This window comes from Rhodococcus sp. AG1013 (assembly GCF_003350365.1).
Classification (GTDB): Bacteria; Actinomycetota; Actinomycetes; order Mycobacteriales; family Mycobacteriaceae; genus Prescottella.
Window position 1 is genome coordinate 356,694 of record NZ_QQAT01000001.1, and the last position, 24,022, is coordinate 380,715.

At 68.3% G+C, this 24,022-nt stretch carries 22 protein-coding genes; 13 read left to right on the forward strand and 9 right to left on the reverse strand.

The genetic code is table 11. From position 1 onward, the window contains the following. The first annotated feature begins 2 nt into the window (after positions 1 to 2). From DEU38_RS01760 to DEU38_RS01800, 9 genes are all read left to right on the forward strand, one after another. Positions 3 to 1,229, forward strand: coding sequence for a cytochrome P450 (locus DEU38_RS01760; RefSeq protein ID WP_114718389.1), 1,227 nt, complete (start codon positions 3 to 5; stop codon positions 1,227 to 1,229). Further along, positions 1,222 to 2,007: an SDR family oxidoreductase gene (locus tag DEU38_RS01765; RefSeq protein ID WP_114718390.1), complete on the forward strand. Its 786-nt coding sequence runs from the start codon at positions 1,222 to 1,224 to the stop codon at positions 2,005 to 2,007. The genes DEU38_RS01760 and DEU38_RS01765 overlap by 8 nt, the downstream gene beginning before the upstream one ends. Continuing rightward, positions 2,004 to 3,371, forward strand: a complete 1,368-nt coding sequence (locus tag DEU38_RS01770) for a cytochrome P450 (RefSeq protein WP_114718391.1) — start codon at positions 2,004 to 2,006, stop codon at positions 3,369 to 3,371. Before DEU38_RS01765 ends, DEU38_RS01770 begins: the two co-directional genes overlap by 4 nt. Continuing rightward, positions 3,371 to 3,592 (forward strand): ferredoxin, encoded by a 222-nt coding sequence (locus DEU38_RS01775; RefSeq protein ID WP_114718565.1) that lies wholly within the window; start codon positions 3,371 to 3,373, stop codon positions 3,590 to 3,592. Before DEU38_RS01770 ends, DEU38_RS01775 begins: the two co-directional genes overlap by 1 nt. Positions 3,593 to 3,595: 3 nt before the next feature. After that, entirely contained in the window at positions 3,596 to 4,147 is a 552-nt protein-coding gene (locus DEU38_RS01780) for a nuclear transport factor 2 family protein (RefSeq protein ID WP_114718392.1), read from the forward strand. After that, positions 4,141 to 5,400: a hypothetical protein gene (locus tag DEU38_RS01785; protein WP_114718393.1), complete on the forward strand. Its 1,260-nt coding sequence runs from the start codon at positions 4,141 to 4,143 to the stop codon at positions 5,398 to 5,400. Before DEU38_RS01780 ends, DEU38_RS01785 begins: the two co-directional genes overlap by 7 nt. Before the next feature lie 27 nt (positions 5,401 to 5,427). Next, positions 5,428 to 7,041: an acyl-CoA synthetase gene (locus DEU38_RS01790; protein ID WP_114718394.1), complete on the forward strand. Its 1,614-nt coding sequence runs from the start codon at positions 5,428 to 5,430 to the stop codon at positions 7,039 to 7,041. A gap of 433 nt (positions 7,042 to 7,474) precedes the next feature. Then, positions 7,475 to 10,384 (forward strand): hypothetical protein, encoded by a 2,910-nt coding sequence (locus DEU38_RS01795; RefSeq protein WP_147283444.1) that lies wholly within the window; start codon positions 7,475 to 7,477, stop codon positions 10,382 to 10,384. Between the two features lie 144 nt (positions 10,385 to 10,528). Further along, positions 10,529 to 11,068 (forward strand): class F sortase, encoded by a 540-nt coding sequence (locus DEU38_RS01800; RefSeq protein WP_258557597.1) that lies wholly within the window; start codon positions 10,529 to 10,531, stop codon positions 11,066 to 11,068. Positions 11,069 to 11,085: 17 nt separating this feature from the next. Here DEU38_RS01800 and DEU38_RS01805 read toward each other — a convergent pair whose 3' ends face one another. Continuing rightward, the gene (locus DEU38_RS01805) at positions 11,086 to 11,307 is read right to left on the reverse strand and encodes a PLDc N-terminal domain-containing protein (RefSeq protein WP_114718397.1); all 222 of its coding nucleotides are present in this window, start codon (positions 11,305 to 11,307) and stop codon (positions 11,086 to 11,088) included. Positions 11,308 to 11,484: 177 nt separating this feature from the next. On the opposite strand from DEU38_RS01805, the gene DEU38_RS01810 reads away from it, so the two are divergent. Next, on the forward strand, positions 11,485 to 13,098 hold the full coding sequence (locus tag DEU38_RS01810) for an amidohydrolase (RefSeq protein ID WP_114718398.1): 1,614 nt from the start codon (positions 11,485 to 11,487) through the stop codon (positions 13,096 to 13,098). Here the strand turns inward: DEU38_RS01810 and DEU38_RS01815 are convergent, their stop codons facing one another. Together DEU38_RS01815 and DEU38_RS27990 are read right to left on the reverse strand one after the other, a co-directional pair. Further along, positions 13,099 to 13,473: a RidA family protein gene (locus tag DEU38_RS01815; protein WP_114718566.1), complete on the reverse strand. Its 375-nt coding sequence runs from the start codon at positions 13,471 to 13,473 to the stop codon at positions 13,099 to 13,101. Between the two features lie 115 nt (positions 13,474 to 13,588). After that, entirely contained in the window at positions 13,589 to 13,774 is a 186-nt protein-coding gene (locus DEU38_RS27990) for a hypothetical protein (RefSeq protein WP_147283445.1), read from the reverse strand. A gap of 105 nt (positions 13,775 to 13,879) precedes the next feature. Between DEU38_RS27990 and DEU38_RS01820 the strand changes: the two genes are divergently transcribed. The 3 genes from DEU38_RS01820 (at position 13,880) to DEU38_RS01830 (ending at position 17,290) form a co-directional block, all read left to right on the forward strand. Beyond that, positions 13,880 to 15,316: an FAD-dependent oxidoreductase gene (locus DEU38_RS01820; RefSeq protein WP_181818645.1), complete on the forward strand. Its 1,437-nt coding sequence runs from the start codon at positions 13,880 to 13,882 to the stop codon at positions 15,314 to 15,316. 120 nt (positions 15,317 to 15,436) lie between these two features. Next, positions 15,437 to 16,414, forward strand: a complete 978-nt coding sequence (locus tag DEU38_RS01825) for a restriction endonuclease (protein ID WP_114718400.1) — start codon at positions 15,437 to 15,439, stop codon at positions 16,412 to 16,414. 108 nt (positions 16,415 to 16,522) lie between these two features. Further along, on the forward strand, positions 16,523 to 17,290 hold the full coding sequence (locus DEU38_RS01830; RefSeq protein WP_114718401.1) for a DUF1906 domain-containing protein: 768 nt from the start codon (positions 16,523 to 16,525) through the stop codon (positions 17,288 to 17,290). Positions 17,291 to 17,311: 21 nt separating this feature from the next. Here the strand turns inward: DEU38_RS01830 and DEU38_RS01835 are convergent, their stop codons facing one another. Genes DEU38_RS01835 through DEU38_RS01860 form a run of 6 tightly spaced genes read right to left on the reverse strand, consistent with a single transcriptional unit; the run spans position 17,312 to position 23,951 of the window. After that, the gene (locus tag DEU38_RS01835) at positions 17,312 to 19,192 is read right to left on the reverse strand and encodes a phosphocholine-specific phospholipase C (RefSeq protein ID WP_181818653.1); all 1,881 of its coding nucleotides are present in this window, start codon (positions 19,190 to 19,192) and stop codon (positions 17,312 to 17,314) included. Between the two features lie 2 nt (positions 19,193 to 19,194). Next, complete coding sequence (locus DEU38_RS01840) at positions 19,195 to 19,878, reverse strand: HAD family phosphatase (protein WP_114718403.1); 684 nt, start codon at positions 19,876 to 19,878, stop codon at positions 19,195 to 19,197. Next, the gene (locus tag DEU38_RS01845) at positions 19,875 to 21,059 is read right to left on the reverse strand and encodes an ABC transporter ATP-binding protein (protein WP_114718404.1); all 1,185 of its coding nucleotides are present in this window, start codon (positions 21,057 to 21,059) and stop codon (positions 19,875 to 19,877) included. The genes DEU38_RS01840 and DEU38_RS01845 overlap by 4 nt, the downstream gene beginning before the upstream one ends. After that, complete coding sequence (locus tag DEU38_RS01850) at positions 21,056 to 21,889, reverse strand: ABC transporter permease (protein ID WP_217487193.1); 834 nt, start codon at positions 21,887 to 21,889, stop codon at positions 21,056 to 21,058. The genes DEU38_RS01845 and DEU38_RS01850 overlap by 4 nt, the downstream gene beginning before the upstream one ends. Beyond that, on the reverse strand, positions 21,877 to 22,791 hold the full coding sequence (locus tag DEU38_RS01855) for an ABC transporter permease subunit (RefSeq protein ID WP_114718567.1): 915 nt from the start codon (positions 22,789 to 22,791) through the stop codon (positions 21,877 to 21,879). Before DEU38_RS01855 ends, DEU38_RS01850 begins: the two co-directional genes overlap by 13 nt. An 8-nt stretch (positions 22,792 to 22,799) precedes the next feature. After that, positions 22,800 to 23,951, reverse strand: coding sequence for an ABC transporter substrate-binding protein (locus DEU38_RS01860; protein WP_114718406.1), 1,152 nt, complete (start codon positions 23,949 to 23,951; stop codon positions 22,800 to 22,802). Between the last annotated feature and the right edge of the window lie 71 nt (positions 23,952 to 24,022).

Consider the following 24,022-nt stretch of genomic DNA (forward strand, 5'->3'; position numbering starts at 1 on the left):
CGATGACCACAGCGTCCACATCCGGGGCGTCACTCGACCCCGTGACGTTCAACCCGTACGACTACGACTTCCACGACGACCCGTATCGGGTCTACGCGCGACTGCGGGACGAGCACCCGCTGTACCGCAACGTCGACATGTCCTTCTGGGTGCTGTCGCGCCACGCGGATGTGATGGCCGGTTTCCGTGACAGCAAACGTCTTTCGAGCGCGAACGGTGTCTCGCTGGACCCGGCCGCGTACGGGCCGCACGCGCACCGGACGATGTCGTTCCTCGCCATGGACGATCCGCGGCACATGCGGATGCGTCAGCTGGTCTCGCGTGGGTTCACACCGCGGCGTGTCGCCGAACTCGAGGGCCGGATAACGGAACTCACGCGCCAGTACCTCGAGCCCGCGCTCGATGCGGGGGAGTTCGACTGGATCTCCGAGTTCGCCGGCAAGCTACCGATGGACGTGATCTCGGAACTGATGGGCGTGCCGGAATCGGACCGCGCGGAACTGCGCCGGCTCGCCGACCTGGTCGTCCATCGCGAGGACGGCGTCCTCGACATCCCGCCCGCCGCGATCGAGTCGTCGATCAAGCTGATCACCTACTACGTCGAGATGCTCGGGCAGCGGCGGCGGAACCGGGCCGACGACCTCACGTCGGCGCTCATCGACGCGGAGATCGACGGCGACAAGCTCACCGACGAGGAGATCATCGGGTTCATGTTCCTCATGGTGGTCGCCGGCAACGAGACCACCACCAAGCTCCTCGGCAACGCGCTGTACTGGGGTGCACGTCATCCGGACCAGGCGGCGGCGGTGCTGCGCGACCGCGCCCTCGCCCCGCAGTGGGTCGAGGAGACGCTGCGTTACGACACGTCGAGCCAGATCCTCGCCCGCACTGCGGCCGTCGACCTCGAGTTCCACGGGCAGACCATCCCGGCGGGCGACCGTGTTCTGCTGCTCGTCGGATCCGCCAACCGGGACTCCCGGGCGTTCGAGGACGCCGACGAGTTCCGCATCTCCCGGGACAGCAGCAACAAGCTCGCCAGCTTCGGCAGCGGCACCCATTTCTGCCTGGGCGCGCATCTCGCGCGGCTCGAGGCCAACATCGCCCTGGCGGAGTTCGCCGACCGTGTCGAGGAGTTCGAGATCGACGAGTCCCGTTCGGTACGAGTCCATTCCACCAATGTTCGAGGATTTGCCTCTCTCCCCACGAAAGTGAAGGTGCGCAGTGCCTAGATTCGAACCCCATCCGGAACGGCGACCGGCGTTGATAGCCGGCGCATCGTCGGGCATCGGGACCGCAACCGCCTACGCCCTCGCCGAACTCGGCCATCCGGTGGCGCTCGGTGCCCGCCGAACCGAACAGTGCGAGGAGATCGCGGACAAGATCCGAAGCAACGGTGGCGAGGCGGTCGCGCTGCACCTCGACGTCACCGACACCGCCTCGGTGGACCGATTCGTCACCGGCGCCGAGGAGCGGTTGGGCCCCGCCGAGATCGTGCTCTCCGGCGCCGGCGACCTGGTGTTCTCGGAGGCTCACGAGATGGATCCCGACAGCTTCCTCGCGCAGGTGAACGTCCACCTCGTCGGCGCCCAGCGGCTGGTCAACCGTGTGCTGCCGGGGATGATCGAGCGCCGTCGCGGCGACTTCGTCCTCATCGGATCCGACTGCGCCGACATGCCGCGGCCGGGGATGGGCGCCTACAACGCCGCCAAGACCGGGCTCGAAGCGATGGGGCGGCAGATGCGAATGGAACTCGAGGGCACCGGGGTTCGCGCCTCGATCGTGCGACCCGGACCGACCCTGACCGGGATGGGCATGGACTCCACCCCCGAGGTCGTCGGGCCGATGCTCGAGGCCTGGTCCAAGTGGGGCTTCGCCCGCCACCCCTACTTCCTGCGGGCGTCGGACATCGCGGCGGCCGTCGTCGCCGTCGTGTCGACCCCGCGCGGTGCCCACATGGTGCTCGTCGAGGTCCAGCCCGAGGCGCCCCTGCGGAAGGACGACCAATGACCACCATCGTCGAACCCCGGCGCGTGTCCGGGGGCGAACACGAACACGGCCACCTCGAGGAACTGCGCGCCGACCCGATCGCGCTGATGCGCCGGGTGCGTGCGGAATGCGGGGACGTCGGGTCGTTCCGGCTCGCCGACCGCAATGTGGTGCTGCTGTCGGGGGCGGAGGCCAACGAGTTCTTCTTCCGCTCCTCGGACGAGGAGCTGGACCAGCAGGCCGCGTACCCGTTCATGAAACCGATCTTCGGCGAGGGTGTGGTGTTCGACGCCAGCCCGGAACGGCGCAAGGAGATGCTGCACAACTCGGCGCTGCGCGGCGAGCAGATGAAGGGGCACGCCGCGACGATCTCGCACGAGGTCGCCCACATGGTCGAAGCGTGGGACGACGAGGGCGAGATCGACCTGCTCGAATTCTTCGCGGAACTGACCATCTACACGTCGTCGGCGTGCCTGATCGGCAAGAAGTTCCGCGACCAGCTCGACGAACGGTTCGCGCAGCTCTTCCACGAGCTCGAGCAGGGCACCGACGCGATCGCCTTCGTCGATCCGTACGCGCCCATCGAGAGCTTCCGTCGCCGCGACGAGGCCCGGATCGCGCTGGTGGCGCTGGTGCAGGAGATCATGGCGGAGCGCATCGCGAATCCTCCACGCGGCAAGGAGGATCGAGACATGCTCGACGTGCTCGTCTCGATCAAGGACGAGAACGGCACCGAGCGGTTCAGCGCCGACGAGATCACCGGCATCTTCATCTCGATGATGTTCGCCGGCCATCACACGACGTCCGGGACCGCGGCATGGACGCTGATCGAACTGCTCCGCCACCCCGACTTCATGCAGAGGGTGACGGCCGAGCTCGACGGTCTGTACGGCGACGGCTCCGACATCACGTTCGCCGGGCTGCGGCAGATCCCGATCCTCGAGTCGGTGCTCAAGGAGACGCTGCGGCTGCACCCGCCGCTGATCCTGCTGCTGCGGGTGGCCCGCGGCGACTTCGAGGTGGCGGGTCATCGCATCGCCGAGGGTGATCTGGTGGCGGCCACGCCGGCGATCTCGAACCGGATCGCGGAGGACTTCCCGAATCCCGACGTGTTCGATCCCGGTCGTTACATCGACCCCAACCAGGAGGACATCGTCAATCGGTGGACCTGGATCCCGTTCGGGGCCGGGCGGCATCGCTGCGTCGGCGCGGCCTTCGCGCTGATGCAGCTGAAGGCGATCTTCTCGATTCTGCTGCAGGACTTCGAGTTCGAGATGGCTCAGCCGGCCGACAGCTACCGCAACGACCACAGCAAGATGGTGGTCCAGCTCGAGCAGCCGTGCCGCGTGCGCTACCGCCGGCGGACGCCGGGAAGCGAGGGGTGATGAGGGTCGAAGTGGATCTGGACCTGTGCCAGGGGCACGCGATGTGCGAGCTCGAGGCGCCCGACATCTTCCGTGTGCCCAAGCGCGGGCAGGTCGAGATCGCCGACGGTGAGATCCCCGACGACATGCGCGCGGACGTCGAACGGGCAGTGCAGTACTGCCCGACGGCTGCGCTCCGGCTCGTGAACCAACGCAGTGCCCAGACCACGGAAGGTGATTGAGAAATGACCCAGTTCGATCGCGCCGAACTCGACGAGATGGTCCAGCGATGGATCGAGGAGAACAAGCGCTGCGAGGCCAACGGCGATTGGAAGCCGTTGGCGCAGATGTACACCGAGGATGCCACCTACGGCTGGAACTACGGCCCGCAACAGGATTTCATGGCCGTCGGCCGTGACGAGATAAAGGAACTGGCGCTGGGGCAGGAGATGCTCGGACTCGAGGGGTGGCAGTACCCGTACCAGCAGTTCGTGATCGACGACCGCACCGGTGACGTCATCGGACTGTGGAAGCAGATCGCGGATCGGACCCGCGACGACGGCAGCCACTACCAGGTTCACGGCATCGGCGGCAGCTGGTTCCGCTACGGTGGTGACTTCCAGTGGGCGTGGCAGCGGGACTTCTTCGACTTCGGCAATGTGTCGGCACTGTTCGTCGAGATGATCACGAACAACGCGCTGTCCGAGGGCATGTCCGCGCGGATCCAGCGGTCGGTCTCGGGGGAGAAGCTGCCGGGGTGGTTCCCTGCCGGCCAGTCACCGGTGGAGCTGTGGTGAGCGAGACCCGCCGCCGATCGTCGTTCGAGGCACTGTCCCGCGCGGACCTGGCGGTGCTGGTGCCCGAGCTGCTGCTGTGCGGGCAGCTGATCGACCGCTCCGGGATGGCGCACCTGATCGTCGCGTTCGGGCGAGAGGGAATGACCGAGGTCGCCATCGAGGAGTGGCAGGCGTCGAGCCCCTGGTACACCCGGCGGATGCAGCGCGCCCTGAACTACGAGGGCGACAGCGTCGAGACCATCTTCAAGGGCCTGCAGCTCGACATCGGGGCGCCGCCGCAGTTCATGGACTTCCGGTTCCGCGTCGACGACCACGACCACGGCGAGTTCTGGCTCCACCACTGCGGCGCGCTCATGGACGTCGAACCGATGGGCGACGCCTTCGTCACCGCGATGTGCCACGACATCGAGGATCCGACCTTCGACGCGACGGCGCTCGCGACCAACGTCCACGCGCAGGTGCGGCCCATCCACCGTCCACCGCGCGTGCCCGCCGACCGGCATCCGCACTGCGCGTGGACCGTCACGATCGATCCGTCGCATGTGCCACCGGTCGTTCAGCCGCACACCGAGGCCATCGGCCGGACGGCCGCCGTCGCGACGGAGCTGACCCCCATCGACGCCGGCGACGACGGCCGGGCCGACTACGCGGGTCCGCTGCTGTCGGACGTGCGGTTCGCCGACTTCTCCCGGTCCGCGCTGGCGCGGATCGCGGAAGAGGTGTGCCTGCAGCACCACCTGCTCGCGCTCGGCTTCCTCATCGGGGTCCGCAAGCGCACCGATGAGGTGACCGCGCGGACCATCACCCGTAAGCAACTCACCGGCATCGCCGGTCTGGCGGCCGAGCGAATCCGGGACGCGCTGGGGCTGCCCGACGACCTGGAGGGTCTCGCCGCGGTGCTGTCGGTGCATCCGCTGTTCGCGCCGGAACAGTACGTCGACAGCGAGATCCGGTTCGACGACGGACGCCTGCTCATCACACTCGGGCGGCAGGGCCGCGCCGACGCCGACGGGGCGTGGCCGACGCTGATCGACGGCGACCACCTCGAGCCGCTGCAGGCCTTGGTGCGGGGCGTCAACGCGCGCTTCACCGCGCACGTCGTGTCCGAGGACGGCGATGCGCTGGTCGTCGACATCCGGACCGAGGACGGTCCGACGAAGGAATGCAGCGAGGTGGCCATCACCCGTTTCAGCACCGGGGCGGACTTCGCTTTCGCGGACAGAGGTATCCCATTGCCGCTCACCGTCGTGTGAGCGAACTTCATCGGAAGGACGTCCCGCGTGGCCTTCAACCTTGCCGACCTGTTCGAGCACGCCGTCGACGTGATGCCGGACCGGATCGCGCTCATCAGCGGCGATCGTGAGCTCACCTACCGCGAACTGGACCAGCGTGCCAACCGGCTGGCCCATCACCTGCTGGCCGAGGGGTTCGGGGCCGGTTCCCACATCGGCATCCACCTCCACAACTCGTTGGAGACAATGGAGTCGCTGATCGCGGTGTTCAAGATTCGCGCGGTGCCGGTCAACATCAACTACCGCTACACCCGCGACGAACTTGCGTACGTGTACGACAACGCCGATCTGGAGGCGGTGATCCACCACCGGGTGTACGCGCCACGGATCGAGGAGGTCCTGCCGACGCTGCCGAGGATTCGGCACTCCATCGTCGTCGAGGACGACCAGGGTGGGCTCGGGTTGCACTGTCGCGGTGTGGAGTACGAGCGTGCACTCGACGGACGATCCGCGGAGCGCGACTTCGACGAGCGCCGCAGCGACGACCTGTTCCTGATGTACACCGGAGGGACCACGGGACGGCCGAAGGGCGTCGTGTGGCACCACGAGGACATCTGGCGGGTACTCGGCGGCGGGATCGACTTCTACAGCGGTGAACCGGTCGTCGACGAGTATCAGCAGTCCCGGGTCGGAACGGCCGGAGAGCCGATGCGCTGGTTCGCGCTGCCGCCGTTGATCCACGCGGCCGCGATGATGCCCACGTTCACCGCGATGTTCACCGGCAACACGGTGGTTCTTGATCCCAAGTTCGACGCCCATCGGACGTGGAAACTCTTGGAACAGTGCAACGTTCAGGTTCTCATCATCACCGGTGACGCGATCGGGCGCCCGCTCATCGAAGCGTTCGCCGAATCGACGGCCGACGTCTCCAGTCTCGCGGTGGTGGCATCGGGCGCAGCGCTCTTCTCGCCGACGATCAAGACGGCCTTCCTCGACACCTTCCCGAACCTCTTGGTCTCCGACTCCGTCGGATCGTCCGAAACAGGTTTCGGCGGTATCGGATTCGCGTCGAAGGACGGTCCGGACAGTGGTGGTCCCCGGGTGCAGCCTGGTCGGGCCTCCTTCGTTGTCGACGACAAGGGCGATCGCGTCGCACCCGGGTCCCCGGCCGACGGGTGGCTGGCCAAGGGCGGCCACGTACCTGTCGGCTACTACAAGGACCCGGAGAAGAGCGCCGAGATCTTCCGTGTCATCGACGGCGAACGGGTGGTCGTTACAGGTGACCGTGCCAAGGTCGAGGTCGATGGCTCGATAACCCTGCTGGGCAGGGGAAACATGGTCATCAACACCGGCGGGGAGAAGGTCTTCGCGGAGGAGGTCGAGAGCGTCGTCAAGGCCCATCCGGACGTGTACGACGCCATCGTGATCGGGGTGCCCGACGAACGCTGGGGCCACCGTGTGGCCGCGGTGGTGCAGGCCCGGGACGGTGGTGCCATCGATTTCGGCGACGTGGAACGGCACGCGCGCGATCGTTTGGCCGGCTACAAGATTCCGCGCTCGATCTGGGTTGCCGACCGCGTCGAGCGCACACCTAGTGGGAAACCGGACTACCGGTGGGCGAAGACGTACGCCGATGCCGCGGAACCCGATCACCGGATCTGAGCGGTACCGGGGCGCAGCAACTTTGCCGATGCGGTGAGGTGACATGCTCGTTCCCAAGGTGAGTTGCGGGGTGAATTCAGCACCCCGCTCACCCCGGTCTCCGGAGCGAAAATGCCAGATCGGTGGGTGGATTGCGCCGCGTCGGGCATCGCTGCAACTGGACGAATGACAAGGTGCGGTGAAGATTTCGTAATCGATACCTGTTCGAGATGTTATCGTCGTTGCGCCTGTATGCATGTGGCCGGGGGAAAGTTGCTATCCGTTCGATCGGGGGATCGAACGGATTCTTGGGGGGCGTCGTTCGTCATTTCTGTCGTCATGCGGTTGGGCTGACTGTCTTTGCATTTGCTGTGCATGCCGATCAGGAGGTCGTAAAACGATGTCTACCCATAGGGGCAGAAACATCCGCACGCTGAAGATGAAGAGTCGCATCATGATCGCCGCAACGGCGGTCGGTGCCTTGACGATCGGAACGCCCGCCGTCGGTCAGGCAGATCCGGCGCCGGGCAACGGCGTCGGAAGCAGCGCCAATGGGGGCGCGAACGGAGGGCTGGCGGGTCTCGGCAGCAGCGCGGGCGGAAACGGCCAGGCCGGACTCGGCAGCAGTGCCGGACCAGGTGGCGCCAACGGCGGCGTGAACGCCGGGAGCGCGGGCAACCTCGACCTCAACGGTCTCACCCAGTTGGTGCTGGGCAGCCTCGGTAACGCCGGCGGCGGCAGCTCCGGCGGCGGTGAACTGGGAATCGGCAGCCTCGAGGATGCCGTGCAACTCGTGACCGAACTCGCGGCCGGCAGCCTCGGCAACGTAGACGGCGGCAGTGTCGGCGACACCGGCAGCGCCGGCGGTAGTGCCGAGAGCGGCAGCACTGACCTGAATCTGGGCAGCCTGGCCGACCTGGGTACGGGTAGCGATTCCGGCAGCACCGACACGGGCAGCGATGCCGGCAGCGTGGACGGTGGCAGCGCGGATGTGAATCTCGGCAGTCTGGGCGACCTGGCGCTCGGTAGCCTCGCGGCCCCGTTGGGGAGCTTGGCGACGGGCAGCGAGGGTGAGGCGGGGCTGGATCTGGGTAGCCTGGCCGATCTCGGTTCGGGCAGCGATTCCGGTAGTGCTGATTCGAGTAGCTCGGGCAGTGGCGATGTCGATCTGGGTAGCTTGACCGACCTTGTGCTCGGCAGCCTCGGGTCCGGCAGTGACAGTGGCGCCGGCCTCGATCTAGGCAGCCTGAGTGACCTGGCGCTCGGTAGCCTTGCGCTCCCGTTGGGGAGCTTGGCGGCGGGCAGCCAGGGTGAGGCGGGGCTGGATCTCGGTAGCCTGGCCGATCTCGGTTCGGGTAGCGATTCGGGCAGCGCGGATTCGGGAAGTGCTGGTGGTAGCGCGGGCAGTGGTAGCACCGATCTGGATCTCGGCAGCTTGGCCGACCTGGCCGCGGGCTCTACCGATTCCGGTAGTGCAGGCGGGCTTGATCTGGGCAGCCTGGGCGAGCTGGCGCTCGGCAGTCTTGCGCTGCCGTTGGGTAGCTTGGCGGCCCCGTTGGGGAGCTTGGCGGCGGGCAGCGAGGGTGAGGCGGGGCTGGATCTCGGTAGCCTGGCCGATCTCGGTGCGGGCAGCGCCGATTCCGGCAGTACCGATTCCGGCAGCGCGGATTCGGGTAGTTCGGGGAGCGGCGACCTCGATCTCGGCAGTCTGGCCGAGTTTGCGCTCGGCAGCCTCGGGTCGGGTAGTGACAGTGGCGGCTCGGGCAGCGGTAGTGCCGGTCTGGATCTGGGCAGTCTGGGCGAGCTGGCATTGGGAAGCCTGGCGCTTCCGTTCGGTAGCCTGGCGCTTCCGTTCGGTAGCCTGGCGCTTCCGGTCGTGGGTAGTGCGGCGGCTCTGGGGAGCACGGGCGACTCCGGAAGCGCAGGAGGTATCGATACCGGTAGTGCGGGGTCCGGAAGTGATTCCGGTAGTGCCGATTCCGGTAGCTCGGGGAGCAGCGATCTCGATCTGGGTAGCCTGGCCGAACTTGCGCTGGGCAGCCTTGGTTCGGGTAGTGACAGTGGCAGCGCGGGAAGTGGTAGCGCCGATCTTGATCTGGGCAGTCTGACTGATCTGGGTGCCGGTAGTGCCGATTCCGGTAGTGCGGGCGGGCTGGATCTGGGCAGCTTGGGTGAGCTGGCGTTGGGTAGCCTTGTGCTTCCGTTCGGGAGTTTGGCGCTTCCGGTTGTGGGTAGTGCCGCGGCTCTGGGGAGCACGGGCGACTCCGGAAGCGCGGGCGGTATCGATTCCGGTAGTGCGGGGTCCGGAAGTGATTCCGGTAGTGTCGATTCCGGTAGTGCAACCGGCAGCTCGGGGAGCGGCGATGTCGATCTGGGTAGCTTGGCCGAGCTTGCGCTGGGCAGCCTTGGTTCGGGTAGTGACAGCGGCAGCGCGGGCAGCGGTAGTGCCGGTCTGGATCTGGGCAGTCTGACCGACCTGGGTGCCGGGAGTGCCGATTCCGGTAGTGCGGGCGGGCTGGATCTGGGCAGCCTGGGTGAGCTGGCGCTGGGAAGCCTTGTGCTTCCGTTCGGGAGCTTGGCTCTTCCGGTTGTGGGTAGTGCGGCGGCTCTGGGGAGCACGGGCGACTCGGGCAGCGCGGGCGGTATCGATTCCGGTAGTGCGGGGTCCGGAAGTGATGCTGGTAGTGCCGATTCCGGTAGCTCGAGTGGGATCTCGGGGAGTGGCGATATCGACCTCGGCAGCCTCACCGACCTCGCGCTGGGCAGCCTCGACCTGGGTAGCGCGGACGGCGGCGGCACCAGCGGCAGCGCGGCACCGGACAGCGGCAGCGAGGGCGGATCGGGTAGCGCCGGCGACGCCGGTAGCTCGACGCTCGGCGGTGCAGGACTGGGCAGTGCGGCACTCGGCAGCGCAGTGCCCGTGCTCGGCAGTGCGGCGATCGGTGGCTTGACCCTCGGCAGCGCGCTCGCCGGCGGAGCGACCATCGGGAGCGCGGCACTCGGTAGTGCCCTCGCGGGCGGTGCAACCCTCGGTAGCGGCGGTGCCGCCGGAACCGGAAGCGGTGAAGGCTCCGCACGGGGCGAGGCCGCCGACAGTAACATTCAGGACATCGTCCTTCGCGCCACGGCGCCCGGTGATAGCTTTGCTGCGCAAGGCATCAGCGCGCCGACCGCTCAGACCGAAGTCGGTGCGGCTCGTACCGGTGGCCAGATCTCGGCTGTGCCGGTCGGTGGCGTCGAAGCCGGCGACAAGGGGCTCGCCGACGACGCGCCGGCGCGCGGAGCGCTCCTCGGCACCGCCCTGCTGCTTGCCGCGGCGGCCGGCACAACGGTGGCCGCCGGACGGCATCGTCGTAAGTCGTAGGAGGGTCGCAGTTTCATGACCGACAGATCGACAGGCCGTTGCCCGCGCTCGCGGCGCAACGGCCTGTCGGCGGCTGTCGCAGCCTGCGCCACAGCAGCACTCGTTCTCGCCGGATGCGCAAGCACCGAACCGGGGAACGAGCAAGTGTCGGCGACAACGCAATCGGCGACCACACCGGCAACCGGCGCGGGCGCCAACCTGGCCGACCCCTCGGCCCTGCATCCCGTGAGCATCTCGATTCCGGCAATCGGCGTCACGTCGGATCTCATGATGCTCGGCCTCGAACCCGACGGTGCGCTCGAAGTGCCCCCCGGAGGGCATCCCGCGGGATGGTATTCCGGCTCACCGGTTCCCGGCGAGATCGGCCCGGCCATCGTTGCCGGGCATGTGGATTGGGAGGGCGATCCCGGCGTCTTCTATCGACTCCACGAACTCACGCCAGGCGACGAGGTCACCGCCACCCGAAGCGACGGCGTCACCGCCGTGTTCCGGGTGGCGAGTGTCGAGCGTTTCGCGAAGGCCTCGTTCCCGACGAGCAGGGTGTACGGAGACCTCGACCATCCCGGCCTCAGACTGATCACGTGCGGGGGAGAGTTCGACGACTCCGTTCGCAGCTACCGCGACAACACCGTGGTATTCGCAGATCTCATCGACCAGCGTGACTCGATCTCGGATGCCCGTTGACGCCTCCGGCTACCCGATCATGCGGATGTGCGCCGGCCCCAGCGGAAGTAGGACAGCGGGCCGATGAAGTTCACCGCGATGATCGCGGCCCACTTGCCCTTGCTGCCGTTGACCTGCTCGGGGTCGCGCGTGGCAAGATCCGTCCACGCGGTAGCAGCGAGACTCAACTGCACCGAGCCCAGCACGAGTATCACCGCACGCCGGCGCGGGCTCAGCTCGGCCCATCGTTTCTTCGCCATGTCGCTCTCCTCTTCCTTCGCGTCGATCGAACGTACCCAGGTCCTTCCTACCCGATTCCACGTTTCCGACACGACGGCGTTCGACGCGCAGAAAGGACGGTCGGTCGGTAGCGTGTCGCGTGCGAGATCTCGGCCGTCCGGAGGCCCGAGCGAAACGGGAAGTGGCGGGGTGTGTCAATGGCGGATCTGGTGCTCTTCGGCGACGTTGTGACCATGGACGACGCGAAGCCGCGGGCCTCAGCCGTCGCCGTCGAGAACGGCCGTATCGTGGCCGTCGGTTCGGACGCGGAGGTCGCCCCGCACATCGGACCGGGCACCATCGTCCACGATCTGGGCGCCGCGTGCATCATGCCCGGATTCATCGAGGCGCACGGCCACCCGTTGAACGAGGCGGTGGTGCTGGGTGAGCCCGTCGTCGACATCCGGCCGGTGACGATCCCGGACGCAGCCGGAGTGCTGGCCGCCATCGAACAGGCCGTCGCCTCCGGTGGTCCGGAAGGCGCTCTTCTCAACGGTTGGGATCCTCTGCTGCAGAAGGGATTGTCCGATCCCACGCTGCAGTGGATGAACGAGATGTCGCCCGACGCACCTCTGGTGATCCTGCACAACTCGGGGCACGCCGCCTACTTCAATTCCGCCGCCGCCGTCGCCGCCGGTATCACCCGCGACACCCCGGATCCGGAGGGCGCGCGCTTCGGCCGCGACGAATCCGGGGACCTGGACGGCGTCGCCTACGAGATGGCGGCCGTGCTCGCGATCGCCAGTCCCCAACTGCTGTCGAACGCGGACCGCTTCCCGCAGCTCCTGGCCGCGGAGTGCGCCCGGATGAACGCCGCCGGTGTGACCACGGTGAGTGAGATGGCGTTCGACCCCGCGATGCGTCCGGCGCTGGAGGCCGCGGCCGAGGCAGGCGTGCTCACCACGCGGCTGCGGCTGTACGAGACGTCCGGTCCGCGACGGTCCTCCGACGTCGCCCCGGGCGCCGGCAACGACATGGTCCGGCAGGTGGGCATCAAGATCTGGTCCGACGGGTCCCCGTGGATCGGCAACATCGCGCTCAGCTTCCCGTATCTCGACACACCGGCCACCCGGGCGCTCGGTATGGCGTGCAGCCACGGCCACGCGAACTACACGAAGGACCAGATCGTCGAGATCAGCACGCCCTATTACGAGCAGGGGTGGCAGATCGCCTGCCACTCGCACGGCGACGAAGCGATCACGATGGTGCTCGACGCGTGGGAAGAGATGCTGGGCGACAATCCCCGCCCCGACCACCGTCTGCGACTCGAACACGTCGGAGCCATGCGGCCCGATCAGTTCCGTCGGGCCGCCAGGCTGGGGGTCACGTGCAGCCTGTTCGTGGACCACCTGTACTACTGGGGCGACGTCCTGGTCGACGACCTGTTCGGTAGTGACCACGGAGCACATTGGGCCGCAGCCGGTTCGGCGCTCGCGGCCGGTCATCGGATCTCGTTCCACAACGACGGTCCGGTCACCCCCACCAACCCGATCCGGAACATCGCGGACGCGGTCACGCGGCGCTCCCGCAGCGGCCACGTGCTCGCCCCCGAGGAGCGCATCCCGGTCGGTGCGGCTCTGCGGGCGCAGACGATCGACGCCGCGTGGCAGCTGTTCAGCGACGAGAGCATCGGATCACTGACGCCCGGTGCACACGCGGACATCGTCGTCTTGTCGGCGAACCCGCTCACGGTGGATCCCGACGCGTTGGCCGACCTCGAGGTGCGGGCCACGGTCTTCGCGGGAAAGACGGTGCACGGCAGCCTCGGCTGATCAGTTCGGACGGATCCGGGCGGTCGCCTTGATCTCGACGAGGATGCCCGGCTTGCCGAGCGCGGCCGCACCGATGGCGGTCCAGGCCGGCCGCGCGGCACCCTGGAATCGGGCCTTGGCGGCCATGAACTCCACCATGTGGTGGGGGTAGTCGACGTGGAAACTCGTCAGCTCCACGAGGTCGAGCGGAGACGCGCCGTGCTTCGCGAGCAGGGCCCCGAGTGTCGCGAACGCCAGGTCGTACTGGCGTTCCGGGTCCGCGGGCGGGGTGCCGTCCGAGTCCAGACCCACCTGGCCGGAGCAGAACAGCAGATCTCCGCTGAGCACGGCATCCGAGTAGCCGTACTCCTCTTCCCAATCCGTACCTGACGACATCGACACTCCTCGACTGTTCGGGGACGACGTACGCCGCCCGGGACGATGATGTCCCGGGCGACGGGGAGGGTGGGACATCTTCCCGCCCAGTGGGATTCGTCAGGCCACGAGGTGTTCAGGACGCCAGCACGCCGATCACCGACATCGCGCCGAGCACGCCCAACTGCTGGCGGAGGCGGTGCAGGCCGCCGCCACCGAACTGTTCGCCGAGCAGGGCTTCGCCGCGCTGCAGGTGCTGATAGACGGCCGGCCGGAGTGGTGTTCCGCTGGATGGGAAGCCCCGCGCGCCCACCGGCCGCACCCCTCGACAATGACCGGGGTCACACCGAATCGCGGTAGCGACTCGGGTCCCACATCAGATTCGGGTCACATCAGATTCGGGTCACATCAGTCGAGAGGGGCGAACGTGGGCGTTGCGGGTTTCGATGAGGAATTCGACGTGGTCGTTGTCGGATCGGGGGCGGCGGGTTCGGCCGCGGCGCTCGGTGCACACCACGCGGGAGCGAGCGTTCTGGTCGTCGAGAAGTGCGACGAGGCCACCGCGGGCGGCAACACGCGAGTCTCCGGCGGCGGCTGGTGGGTCAACCGCGACCCCGAGCGGGCGCGCGCCTTCCTGAACTCGTTGAGCGGCGCGTTCCCGGTGGCCGACGACGTCGTGGCGGCGTGGGCGTCGGAGACCGCCGAGAACTCGCGGTGGCTCGAGGAACTCGGCGCCGACGTCGCGCTGAGCCCGGACTACCACACGGAGCCGGAGTATCTCGAGCTCGACGGCAGCGACTGCTACGCCGGCATGGACACCGTCGCCGGGCGGATGGGCAATTCGCTGCTCTACGACTTCCTGCGCGGTGCGCTCGACGAGCGCGGCATCGAGACCCGTTTCGGGACACCGGCAGTCGAGCTGATCACCGATGGCGGCGCCGTCGTGGGCGTCGAGGTCGAAGGTGTCGAGGGGCGGCGCCGGATCGGTGCGCGTGGCGGGGTGGTGCTGGCGACCGGCGGATTCCAGGCCAATGCCGCGATGGTCCGCGACTACCTGCGGGTCGAGGACCACGTGCTGTGGGGCTCGCCCGCGTCGACCGGCGACGGCCACCGCATGGCGCAGTCGGTCGGTGCCGATCTGTGGCACATGGGCAACATGATGACCATCACCGGTGTGCGCGGTGACGACGAGTTCGGCCACTACCTCGCGCTGTGGAACGCGCACAACTACCTGTGGGTGTCCGAGGACGGCCGCCGCTTCGTCGACGAGGCTGCCGATCCCAAGCACGGCCACATCCTCCGGAACGGCACCTACGAACTGTTCCCGCTGCGGCCCTTCCACCTGATCTTCGACGAGCAGATGCGCATCGCCGGCCCGCTCAGTCCCACACCCGACGTGCTGCCGGTCGGGTGGAACCTGCTCATGACCGAGAATCGGTGGAGCCTGGACAACAGCGACGAGATCGAGAAGGGCTGGATCCGGCGCGCGGACTCGATCGCCGAGCTCGCCGAGCTGGTCGGACTGGACGCCGCGACGCTCGAAGCCACCGTCGAGCAGTACAACGCGGCGTGCGCCGCCGGCTCCGACGACCGCTTCGGCCGCGACCCGGAGAAGCTCGGCGCCGTGTCGCAGGCGCCGTTCTACGTCCTCGACGTCACCCCGCTGCTCGGATGGAGCAACGGCGGACCGCGGCGCGACGGCCGCGCTCGCGTGGTCGACACCCGCGGTGTCGCCATCGACGGCCTGTACGCGGCCGGGGAGATGAGCTCGACCTACAGCTGGACCAAGGACGGCGGCTTCCACGTCGCCGACGCGCTCGCATTCGGTCGGGTGGCCGGACGCGACGCCGCGGCCCGGGCCTGACCAGTCCCGGTGGTTCCGCCACACGGGCGGAACCACCGGATTCGGGGCGGCGCGCAACACCGGATAACATCCAGGTCGGCTGGCCGATCCGGTGTCGAGCGGCCTCCGACGGACGGTGCGATGGGAGCGGGTGTGCAGGTGCAGGAGCCACAGTGTGGGGATGTCGCCGGTCAGGAGGCTCTGATTGCACAGCTCCCGCCGTACACCGAGCTGCTGTGGCCCACCCTCCAGGCGTTGATCGCGCTGGGCGGGTCGGCATCCAACAACGAACTCGACAGCGCCGTCGTCGAGCGGGAGGGCTGGTCGCCGGAGCTGCAGGGGGTGCTCCACGGCGACGGGCCCGGAACCGAGGTCGAGTACCGATTGGCTTGGGCGCGTACGTATCTCAAGGGTATGGGCCTGTTGGCGAACAGTCGTCGTGCCGTGTGGAGTGTGACGAAGCGGGGGCGCGAGGCGACCGAACCCGAGTTGCGCCCGCTGTTGGCGGCCTTCACCGCCGACAAGCGGCGTCAGCGCCTGAACCGCAAGGCCAACACACCTGGTGCGCAGGCTCTTCCGCTGTCGGACACGGAGGCGGAGTCCGAGTCGACGGCGGACACGTCGTACGGCGACGCCGCCGATGCGGTCGCGTGGAAGTCGACTCTGCTGGACTCGCTCCTGCGGATGTCATCGACCGCCTTCGAACGCCTCACGCAGCGCCTGCTCCGCGAGGCGGGCTTCTCGAGTGCCACCATCACCGGGCGCACCGCCGACGGCGGCATCGACGGGATCGGAATGTGCCAGATCTCGTTGCTGAGCTTCCCGGTCGCGTTCCAGTGCAAGCGGGTCAGTGGCAGCGTCGGGGCCGGCGCCGTCCGGGATCTCCGAGGCGCCATGGCCGGCCGCGGAGAGAAGGGCCTGCTGATCACGACGGGCACCTTCACGAGCGAGGCCCGCGCCGAATCACGTCGCGACGGCGCACCCCCGATCGACCTGATCGACGGGGACCGGTTGTGTGCACTGCTCAAGGAGCATTCGCTCGGCGTGAAGACCACGACCCGGGTCGTCGAGGACGTGTCCGTGCGTGCCGACTTCTTCGCCGGCCTCGAGTCGGACTAGGGGACGAAGTCACCGATGTGACTGACGAAACCAGAGTGACTGTGGTGAAATAGGCGTCGAATCCCACAGGGCCCGCGGCGAATACGCCACGGATGCCCAGTCAGAGCGATGCCGGAATCCGCCGGTGATGCGAGGTTTGCAGTGCAGGTTTCCAGACGAGAACTATTCAAGATTGCCGCGGCCGGCACCGCGGCAGCGGGCATCGCGGCCGTCGCCGGCCCCGCGATCGCGAACGCGGGCCCGGCGACACTGATCGACTACTCCGCCGGCGTCCCGTCGCCCGTCGGTATCCGCCTGGCCGGGCACGTCGGCGCCATCCGGTACGTCTCGGACCGCCGCCCCGACGCCGCGTGGATGCTCGGCAAGCCGATGCAGTTCGGCGAGGCCGCCGCGATGGCTGCGGTCGGCCTGCAGATCGTCTCGTGCTACCAGTTCGGCAAGGGGGCGACGTCGGACTGGCGGGGCGGATACGACGCCGGTGTGCGTCACGCCCGCCGCGGCGTCGAATTGCATCGCGCCGCAGGCGGGCCGGAGAACTGCCCGATCTACGCCTCCATCGACGACAACCCGTCCGCCTGGGAGTTCGACAACCTCATCGCCCCCTATCTGCGCGGGTGGGAGAACGTCATGGGCCACCGCAACGTCGGCGTCTACGCGAATTCGCCGACGATCGACCGCTGCCTGCGTGCCGGTGTCGGCGCATGGTTCTGGCAGCACAACTGGGGTTCGCCGACCGGCTTCGTCCATCCGGCGGCACACATGCACCAGTTCGAGATCGACAAGCGCCAGATCGAGGGGATCGGCATCGACCTCAACTCGATCCTCAAGCCCGATTACGGACAGTGGTCGCTTCGTAAGCCGCTCTTCCTGTCCTGATTGCACTCCCCGGCACGGAGGTCAGCCGACCTGTGTCGTCGCCGACGCGGTGTCCGATTCGTGCACCGTCCCCGCGTAGCGCCGGGTGAATGATGTGCCGTCGTCGGTCGTGACGGTGACGTCGTAGCGGCCCTCCACGATGGGCCAGCGGACGCTCGCGCGGCCGTCCGGTCCGACCTCGCAGACGCGCGATTCCCCGCCGAATTCCCGCGGTGCGATCGTGAAGGACAGCGTCGTCGCACCGTGGTTTGCCAGCTCGAGCTCTACCCACGCGTCCGCGGGGCTGCCGTGCAGCGCCGCCCTGACGTGGGGTGCGGCCCCGTCGTCGGTCTTGGGTAGGACGCCCGCGAAGTGGCACAGGAATCCATCGGCTCCGTAGACGGTGAAGTCGTAGCGACCTGCGGTGCGGACAGCGTTCCACTCGTAGACCGCCGTGCCCTGCGGCGCGACGGTGAACGGAGTCCCGGCGAATGGCCGGTACGCGTTGGGGAACACCGTGTAGTGGAACGCCACGCTCCCAGCGTTCGTCAGCTCGGCGCGAACCCGGCCGGTGGCGCTATCCACCACGATGTCGGCCCAGGGCCGGTAGGGCAGCGGCCGCTGTGGACGGGCCCCCGGCTCCTGAGTCGGCATGACCTGGGCGCCCGGGGCGGGCAGCGGTACCGGGGGCAGGTCCACCGCCGCATCGGCCGCCGCCATCAGCGCCCTCGTATCCGGTAAGTCCGGGATCGAGTAGTCGGGATTGCCGAAGTCGAAGCAACTCGTCAGGTCACCGCACACCGCTCGCCGCCACGCACTGATATTGGGCTCGCGCACACCGGTGACGAGTTCCAGGAAGCGCAGTACCGAGGTGTGGTCGAACACCTGGGAGTTCACCCATCCGCCGCGCGACCACGGGGAGACCACGAACAGCGGCACCCGGTTGCCCAGCCCGATCGGCTGCCCGTCGACGAATTCCTCCGGGGTCCCGGTGGGCGGGAAGGGCGGCACGACATGGTCGAAGTAGCCGTCGTTCTCGTCGTACATGACGAGAAACACGGTGTGCCGCCACACCTCGGGGTTGGCGAACAGCGATTGGAGGGCGGAGTCGACCCAGTGCGCACCGTACGCGGGGCTGGCGTTCGGGTGCTCGCAGAACAGGTACGGCGACACGAGCCACGACACCGTGGGCAGCGTCCCGTCCTTGCAGTGCGCGTCGAAGTCCGTCAGGTCCCACCTCGTCATCGCGTCGATGTATCGGGGATCGTCCTCGGCAAAAGCGTGGAACTGGGGGAAGTACTCGAGGGCGTTGTCCTCGTAGTTGCCGTCCCGCTCGTCCAGGCCGGGCGTGTGGTACACGCGCCAGGAGACGCCGGCGTCCGAGAGACGCTCGGCATACGTCGTCCAGTCGCACACCGGGCTCTCCGGCAGCGGCGTGTTGTCGATCCACGGCCCGGTCGTGCCGTCGCGACCCGGTCCCACCGTTCCGGTCCACAGGTAGAGGCGGTTGGGGCTGGTGGGGCCGGCCATCGAGCAGAAGTACGCGTCGCCGATCGTGAACGCGTCCGCAAGCGCGTACTGATAGGGGATGTCCTCCCGGGTGAGGTATCCCATGCTCTGCTCGCCCTTGGCCGAGGTCCAGCGGTTCATCGCACCCTGGTTGATCGCATCGTGACCGCTCTCCCAGTCGTGCGGCAGACCCTCCGCATTCTGGGCGTTGTACCGAGTGGAGTCCATCCGGAACGGCAGGAGCACACCACCGTCGCCCCGGGACAGCGTGGGCTGCCGGAAGACGCTGTCGCCGTTGGGAAAAGTCAGGGTCTGCCGGTCCTCGAACCCGCGGACGCCGCCGAGCGTGCCGAAGTAGTGGTCGAAACTGCGGTTCTCCTGCATCAGAATCACCACGTGGCGGATGTCGTCCATGCTCAGTACCTTTCGACCGAATGCAACAGGGAGGCGAGGAAGGCGACGTCGGCCCCCTCGAGTGAGTCCAGGATCGTTCGACCCGCCGCCGGCGGGACCGCGACGGAAGGAACGACGAGCACGGCGCATCCCGCAGCCTCGGCCGCCGCCACACCCACGGGCGTGTCCTCGACGGCGACACATGCGCGCGGGTCGACCCCCAGGGCCGCCGCGGCCGCGAGATAGGGGTCCGGCGCCGGCTTGGAGCAGACCGTGTCCTCGACGGCGATCGTCGTCGTGAACCGCGTCGCGCCGAGCGTCTCGCGCACCACGTCGACGACACGTCGTGGTGATGCCGTCACGATCGCGGTGGGAATCCGCGCGCGGACCAGTTCATCGAGCAGCGACAACACGCCGGGACGCGGAACCACGTCGTTGGCGACCAGGGCTGCGAACGCCTCGTCGAGCTCGTGGGCAAGCGCATCCGGGTCGGGCGCCGCCGGCCCCAGTGCCCGGCACAAGTGGGCCGCGGTGTGATCGGCGGGCCGCCCCACGACCGCCGGCGCGTCGGCATCGGAGAGGGGGCGTCCGAGCCGTGCCGCGACCTGCTCGACGGCGTCCCACCACAGTCGCTCGGTATCGACCAGTGTCCCGTCCATGTCGAAGAGGACGGCTGCCGGGGCACCGGGGAGGGTATCAGGGCTCATCGGGCGCGCCTCCAGAATCGACGACTGGACGAAACGGATTGCTGAACTGCACTTCTGACCGGTTCGGCGGTCCCGCTCGGACGGTCCACCAGCACCGGACGGTCCGGTAGTGCGAGGGTCACGGCGGTGCCCGCGCCGAGCGCGGCGGCGGCGGTGGTCGACACGTCCGCAATCACCACGCGGCCGTCCGGCAGCTGCACGGTCAGCCGCGTGCCGGCGCCGCGGAATGCTGCACCGGTGATGCGGGACGTTCCGTCGTCGGACGCCGTCACGCCGAGGGATTCCGGGCGCACGAGCACATCGACGTCGCGGGCTCCGCTTCCGGACTCCGCAGAGCCCGGAAGTTCCCCATGGACGGGCAGCCTGCGGCCGAGGACGTGCACCGCCCGCCCGCCCGCCTCGAGCCGTCCCGGTAGTCGGCTCATGACCCCGACGAACTCGGCGACGAACGCCGTCGCGGGGCGCTCGTAGAGCTCGGTCGGAGGTGCGCACTGCTCCATCTGCCCGGACCGCATGACCGCAACCCGGTCGGCCATGGAGAGGGCCTCCTCCTGGTCGTGGGTCACGAACAGCGTCGTGATGCCCAACTGCTTTTGTAGACGGCGGATCTCGTCCCGCAGAGTCTGTCGCACCTGCGCATCGAGCGCGGACAGCGGCTCGTCCAGCAGCAGGACCCGGGGCTGCAGCGCGAGGGCACGCGCCAAGGCGATCCGCTGCTGCTGCCCGCCGGAGAGCTGGCTCGGGAACCGCGCGGCGTGCTGCGGCAGCCCGACCAGCTCCAGCAACTCCATCGCGCGGGCACGCCGGGCGGACTTGCCCGTCCCCTGCATCCGCAGACCGAAGGCGACGTTGTCGACGGCGGTCAGATGCGGGAAGAGGCTGTAGGACTGGAACACCATGCCCACGTCCCGCCGGTGCGCGGGAATCCTCGTGATGTCCTCGCCGTCCATGCGCACCGTGCCCGCGTCCGGGCGTTCGAAGCCGGCGACGGTGCGCAGCGCGGTTGTCTTGCCGCAGCCGGACGGGCCGAGCAGGGCCAGCAGTTCGCCGGGGTGGACCTCCAGGTTCAGGCCGTCCAATGCCGTTGTGGCGCCGAAGGTACGGCGCAGTCCGCGGAACTCCACGGTGGAACCGGCTCCCGCGGTGGCGGCGGGCGTCCGATCGGTCAGTAGTGCGGTCATGAGGCCTCCTCGAGGCGTTTGGTGCGTCCGGCTGCGGCGACGAGCATGAGCAGCGCCCAGGTGCCGAGCAGGCCGACGATGGACACGGCCACCGACATCTGCGCCTCGGAACCGCTGATGACGACGGTCCACACCGCGAACGGCTGGTACCCGAGCAGTGCGGCGACGGCGTACTCGCCGAGGACGAGGGCAAGGGTCAGGAAGGCGGCGTTGAGAAGCGCGCCGCGCAGATTCGGCAGCACCACGTGGATGAGGGTGCGCGGCCACGAGGACCCGCAGGACCGCGCGGCTTCGACGAGGACCCGCAGATCGAGTGCCGACAGGCCGGCGTCGAGCGTGCTGTAGGCCAGCGGCAGGGCCATCACGGCAAAGGCGAGCACCAGGATCACGGGAAAGTCGGGATCCTGCAACGCAACCAGGCCGTCGAACAGCGGCGTGCCGTAGTAGCGATCCGCGCCCCACCTCAGCAGCGTGGTGATGCCGGCGCCCAGGGCGACGGCCGGGACGACCAGCGGCAGCAGACAGACCGCCTGGACGAGCGTGCGCAGACGTGGTGCGGCGATCCGCACCGCCAGCAGCGCCGGCACCAGCAATCCGAGTACGACCGCGATCGTTGCCGCGGCCACCTTCAGCGTCAGTGCGAGGCTGCCGGCCAGGCCCGTCGCGCTGCCGATGCCGGTGTAGGCGTCGAGGCTGACCTGCCGGCCCGGCGACCCGATGCCCACGCTGAACGCGAACGCGCACACGATCGGGACCACGAAATAGATACCGGCGACCAACAGCACGACCCTGCGACCGAGTCCCGGCCTGGACATCGTCAGGCCAGCCATCGTGCACTCCTTCGCTGCAGCGGCAGGTAGATGGCCATGACGATCGCCGCGATCAGCACCATGTCCAGGCCGAGGGCAAGGGCGACGTTGCCCTGCCCCACCAAGACGTCGCCCGACAGGCCTGCCGCGATCTGCACCGTGACCAGTTGCACGCTGCTGCCGGCGATCGCCGCGGCCGTCGCGTAGGTGCTGAATGCCGTCCCGAACAGCAGGACGAACCCGCCGAGCAGCGACGGCAGCAGGATCGGCAAGGCCACGTGCCGCCAGTACTGCGCCGTGCTCGCGCGATTGTTGGCGGCCGCCTCACGCCACTGCACGCGCAGACCCTCGAGTGCCGGGGTGAGGGTCAGGACCATCAGCGGGATCAGGAAGTAGAGGTAGACGACGGTCAGGCCCCGCATGTCGTAGAGGCTCCAGCCGAGGTCGCCGAGATGGAAGGCGTTGGTGAGGACGCCCGCGTTGCCGAGGGTCGCGACGAACGCGAAGGCCAGGGGAACTCCGCCGAAGTTGGCGAGGACTCCGGCCGCCGCCAAGACTGCCTCGCGCAGGGCCCGGAACCGCGACGTCACGATGGCGTGCGCGATCGGCAGTCCGACGATCGCGCCGATCGCCGCGGCCGTCGCCGAGAGCTTCATGCTGCCGATCAGGCTCGATCGGTACGGATCCTGCAGCGTCGCAGTCATGTTGGCTGTGGTCAGCCCACCCTCGCCGGAACCGGTCGAGGGCGTGGTGAACGCGCCGATCACCATCGTGGCGACGGGCAGACCCAACGCGATTGCCGCGAACAGCAGCAGCGGGAGGACGCCGAGCCAGCCCCCCATGGCCACCCGGTGGCGACGCCGGGGGACGGACTGGGTGTCAGCGGCGGGGACCGGGGTGCTCCCACTCCCGGCAGTGGTCATCTGGATACTCATCTGGCGAGCACGCCGCCCCAGCCTTGGCTGACGACTGCCTTGGCCTGCGTCGACTGTACTTCCGTCGGGAAGACCGGCGCGGCGGCGTCGACCTCGGGCAGCCTGGCCGCCGCGGTGGCGTCGAGCGTTCCCGCCTTCTCCATCGCGGGCATGAGCGCCGGACGGGCGTAGCCCTTCAACCACAGGTTCTGTCCCTCAGGGCTGTAGAGGAACTCCTGCCAGAGCCGCGCCGCGGCCGGGTGCGGCGCCCACTTCACGATTGCCTGCGAGTAGAACTGGGCGAACAAGCCGTCGGCCGGGATCGCGACCTGCCAATCGACCCCCTTGTCTCGGAGCGAGTCGCTGTAGCCGGCGTTGAGGTAGTCCCAGTTGACGCTGATGGGGGTCTCGCCCTTCTGGATGGTCGCGGGCGTCGACTCGACCGGGTTGAAGTTGCCGACTTCGCTGAGCTTGGCGAAGTAGTCCAGGCCCGGCTGGATGTTGTCGTAGGAGCCGCCATTGGAGAGAGCGGCCGCGAAGACGGCAGCGAATGCTGAACCGGACTGCGTGGGGTTGCCGGTCAGCGCGACCATGCCCTTGTACTGCGGGTCGAGCAGGTCGGCAAAAGTCTTCGGGCACTTCGCAACGCGCGCGTTGTCGCAGCCGATCGAGACGTAACCGCCCATGTCGTTGTACCACCGCGCGTCGGCGTCCTTCTGGCCCTCGGGGATGTCGCCGAACGCCTGCACGCGGTACGGCGCCAGCAGGCCCTGCTCGGCGGCGCTGATTCCGAAAGTGTGGCCCACGTCGAGGACGTCCGGCGATCGGTCCTGCCCCTTGCGCGAGGTCGCGGCGTTGATCTCGTCCTGACTGGACGCGTCCGGATTCTCGACCTCGACGTCGATCCCGTACTTCGCCTCGAAGGTGTCGATGATCTCGCCGTAATTGGCCCAGTCCCGCGGGAGGGCGATGGCGTTCAACTTGCCCTCCTGCTTCGCGGCGGCGATGAGGCCGTCCATACCGCCGAAGTCTTCGGCCGAGGTGGCGGTCGAGGACTTGCCGGTGTCGCTGTCCGTCTTCGTGCTGGTCAGTCCGCAGCCTGCGAGTGTCGACAGGGCGATCGCCAGCGAGCAAGCAAGGCTCGCCTGGCGAAGGTGGTGCATTCGCATCGTGTCTCCTGATCAATGTTGGCTATACAACTTCGCCATCATTCCGCCAGAGCGACGTTGCCATGAGGTGA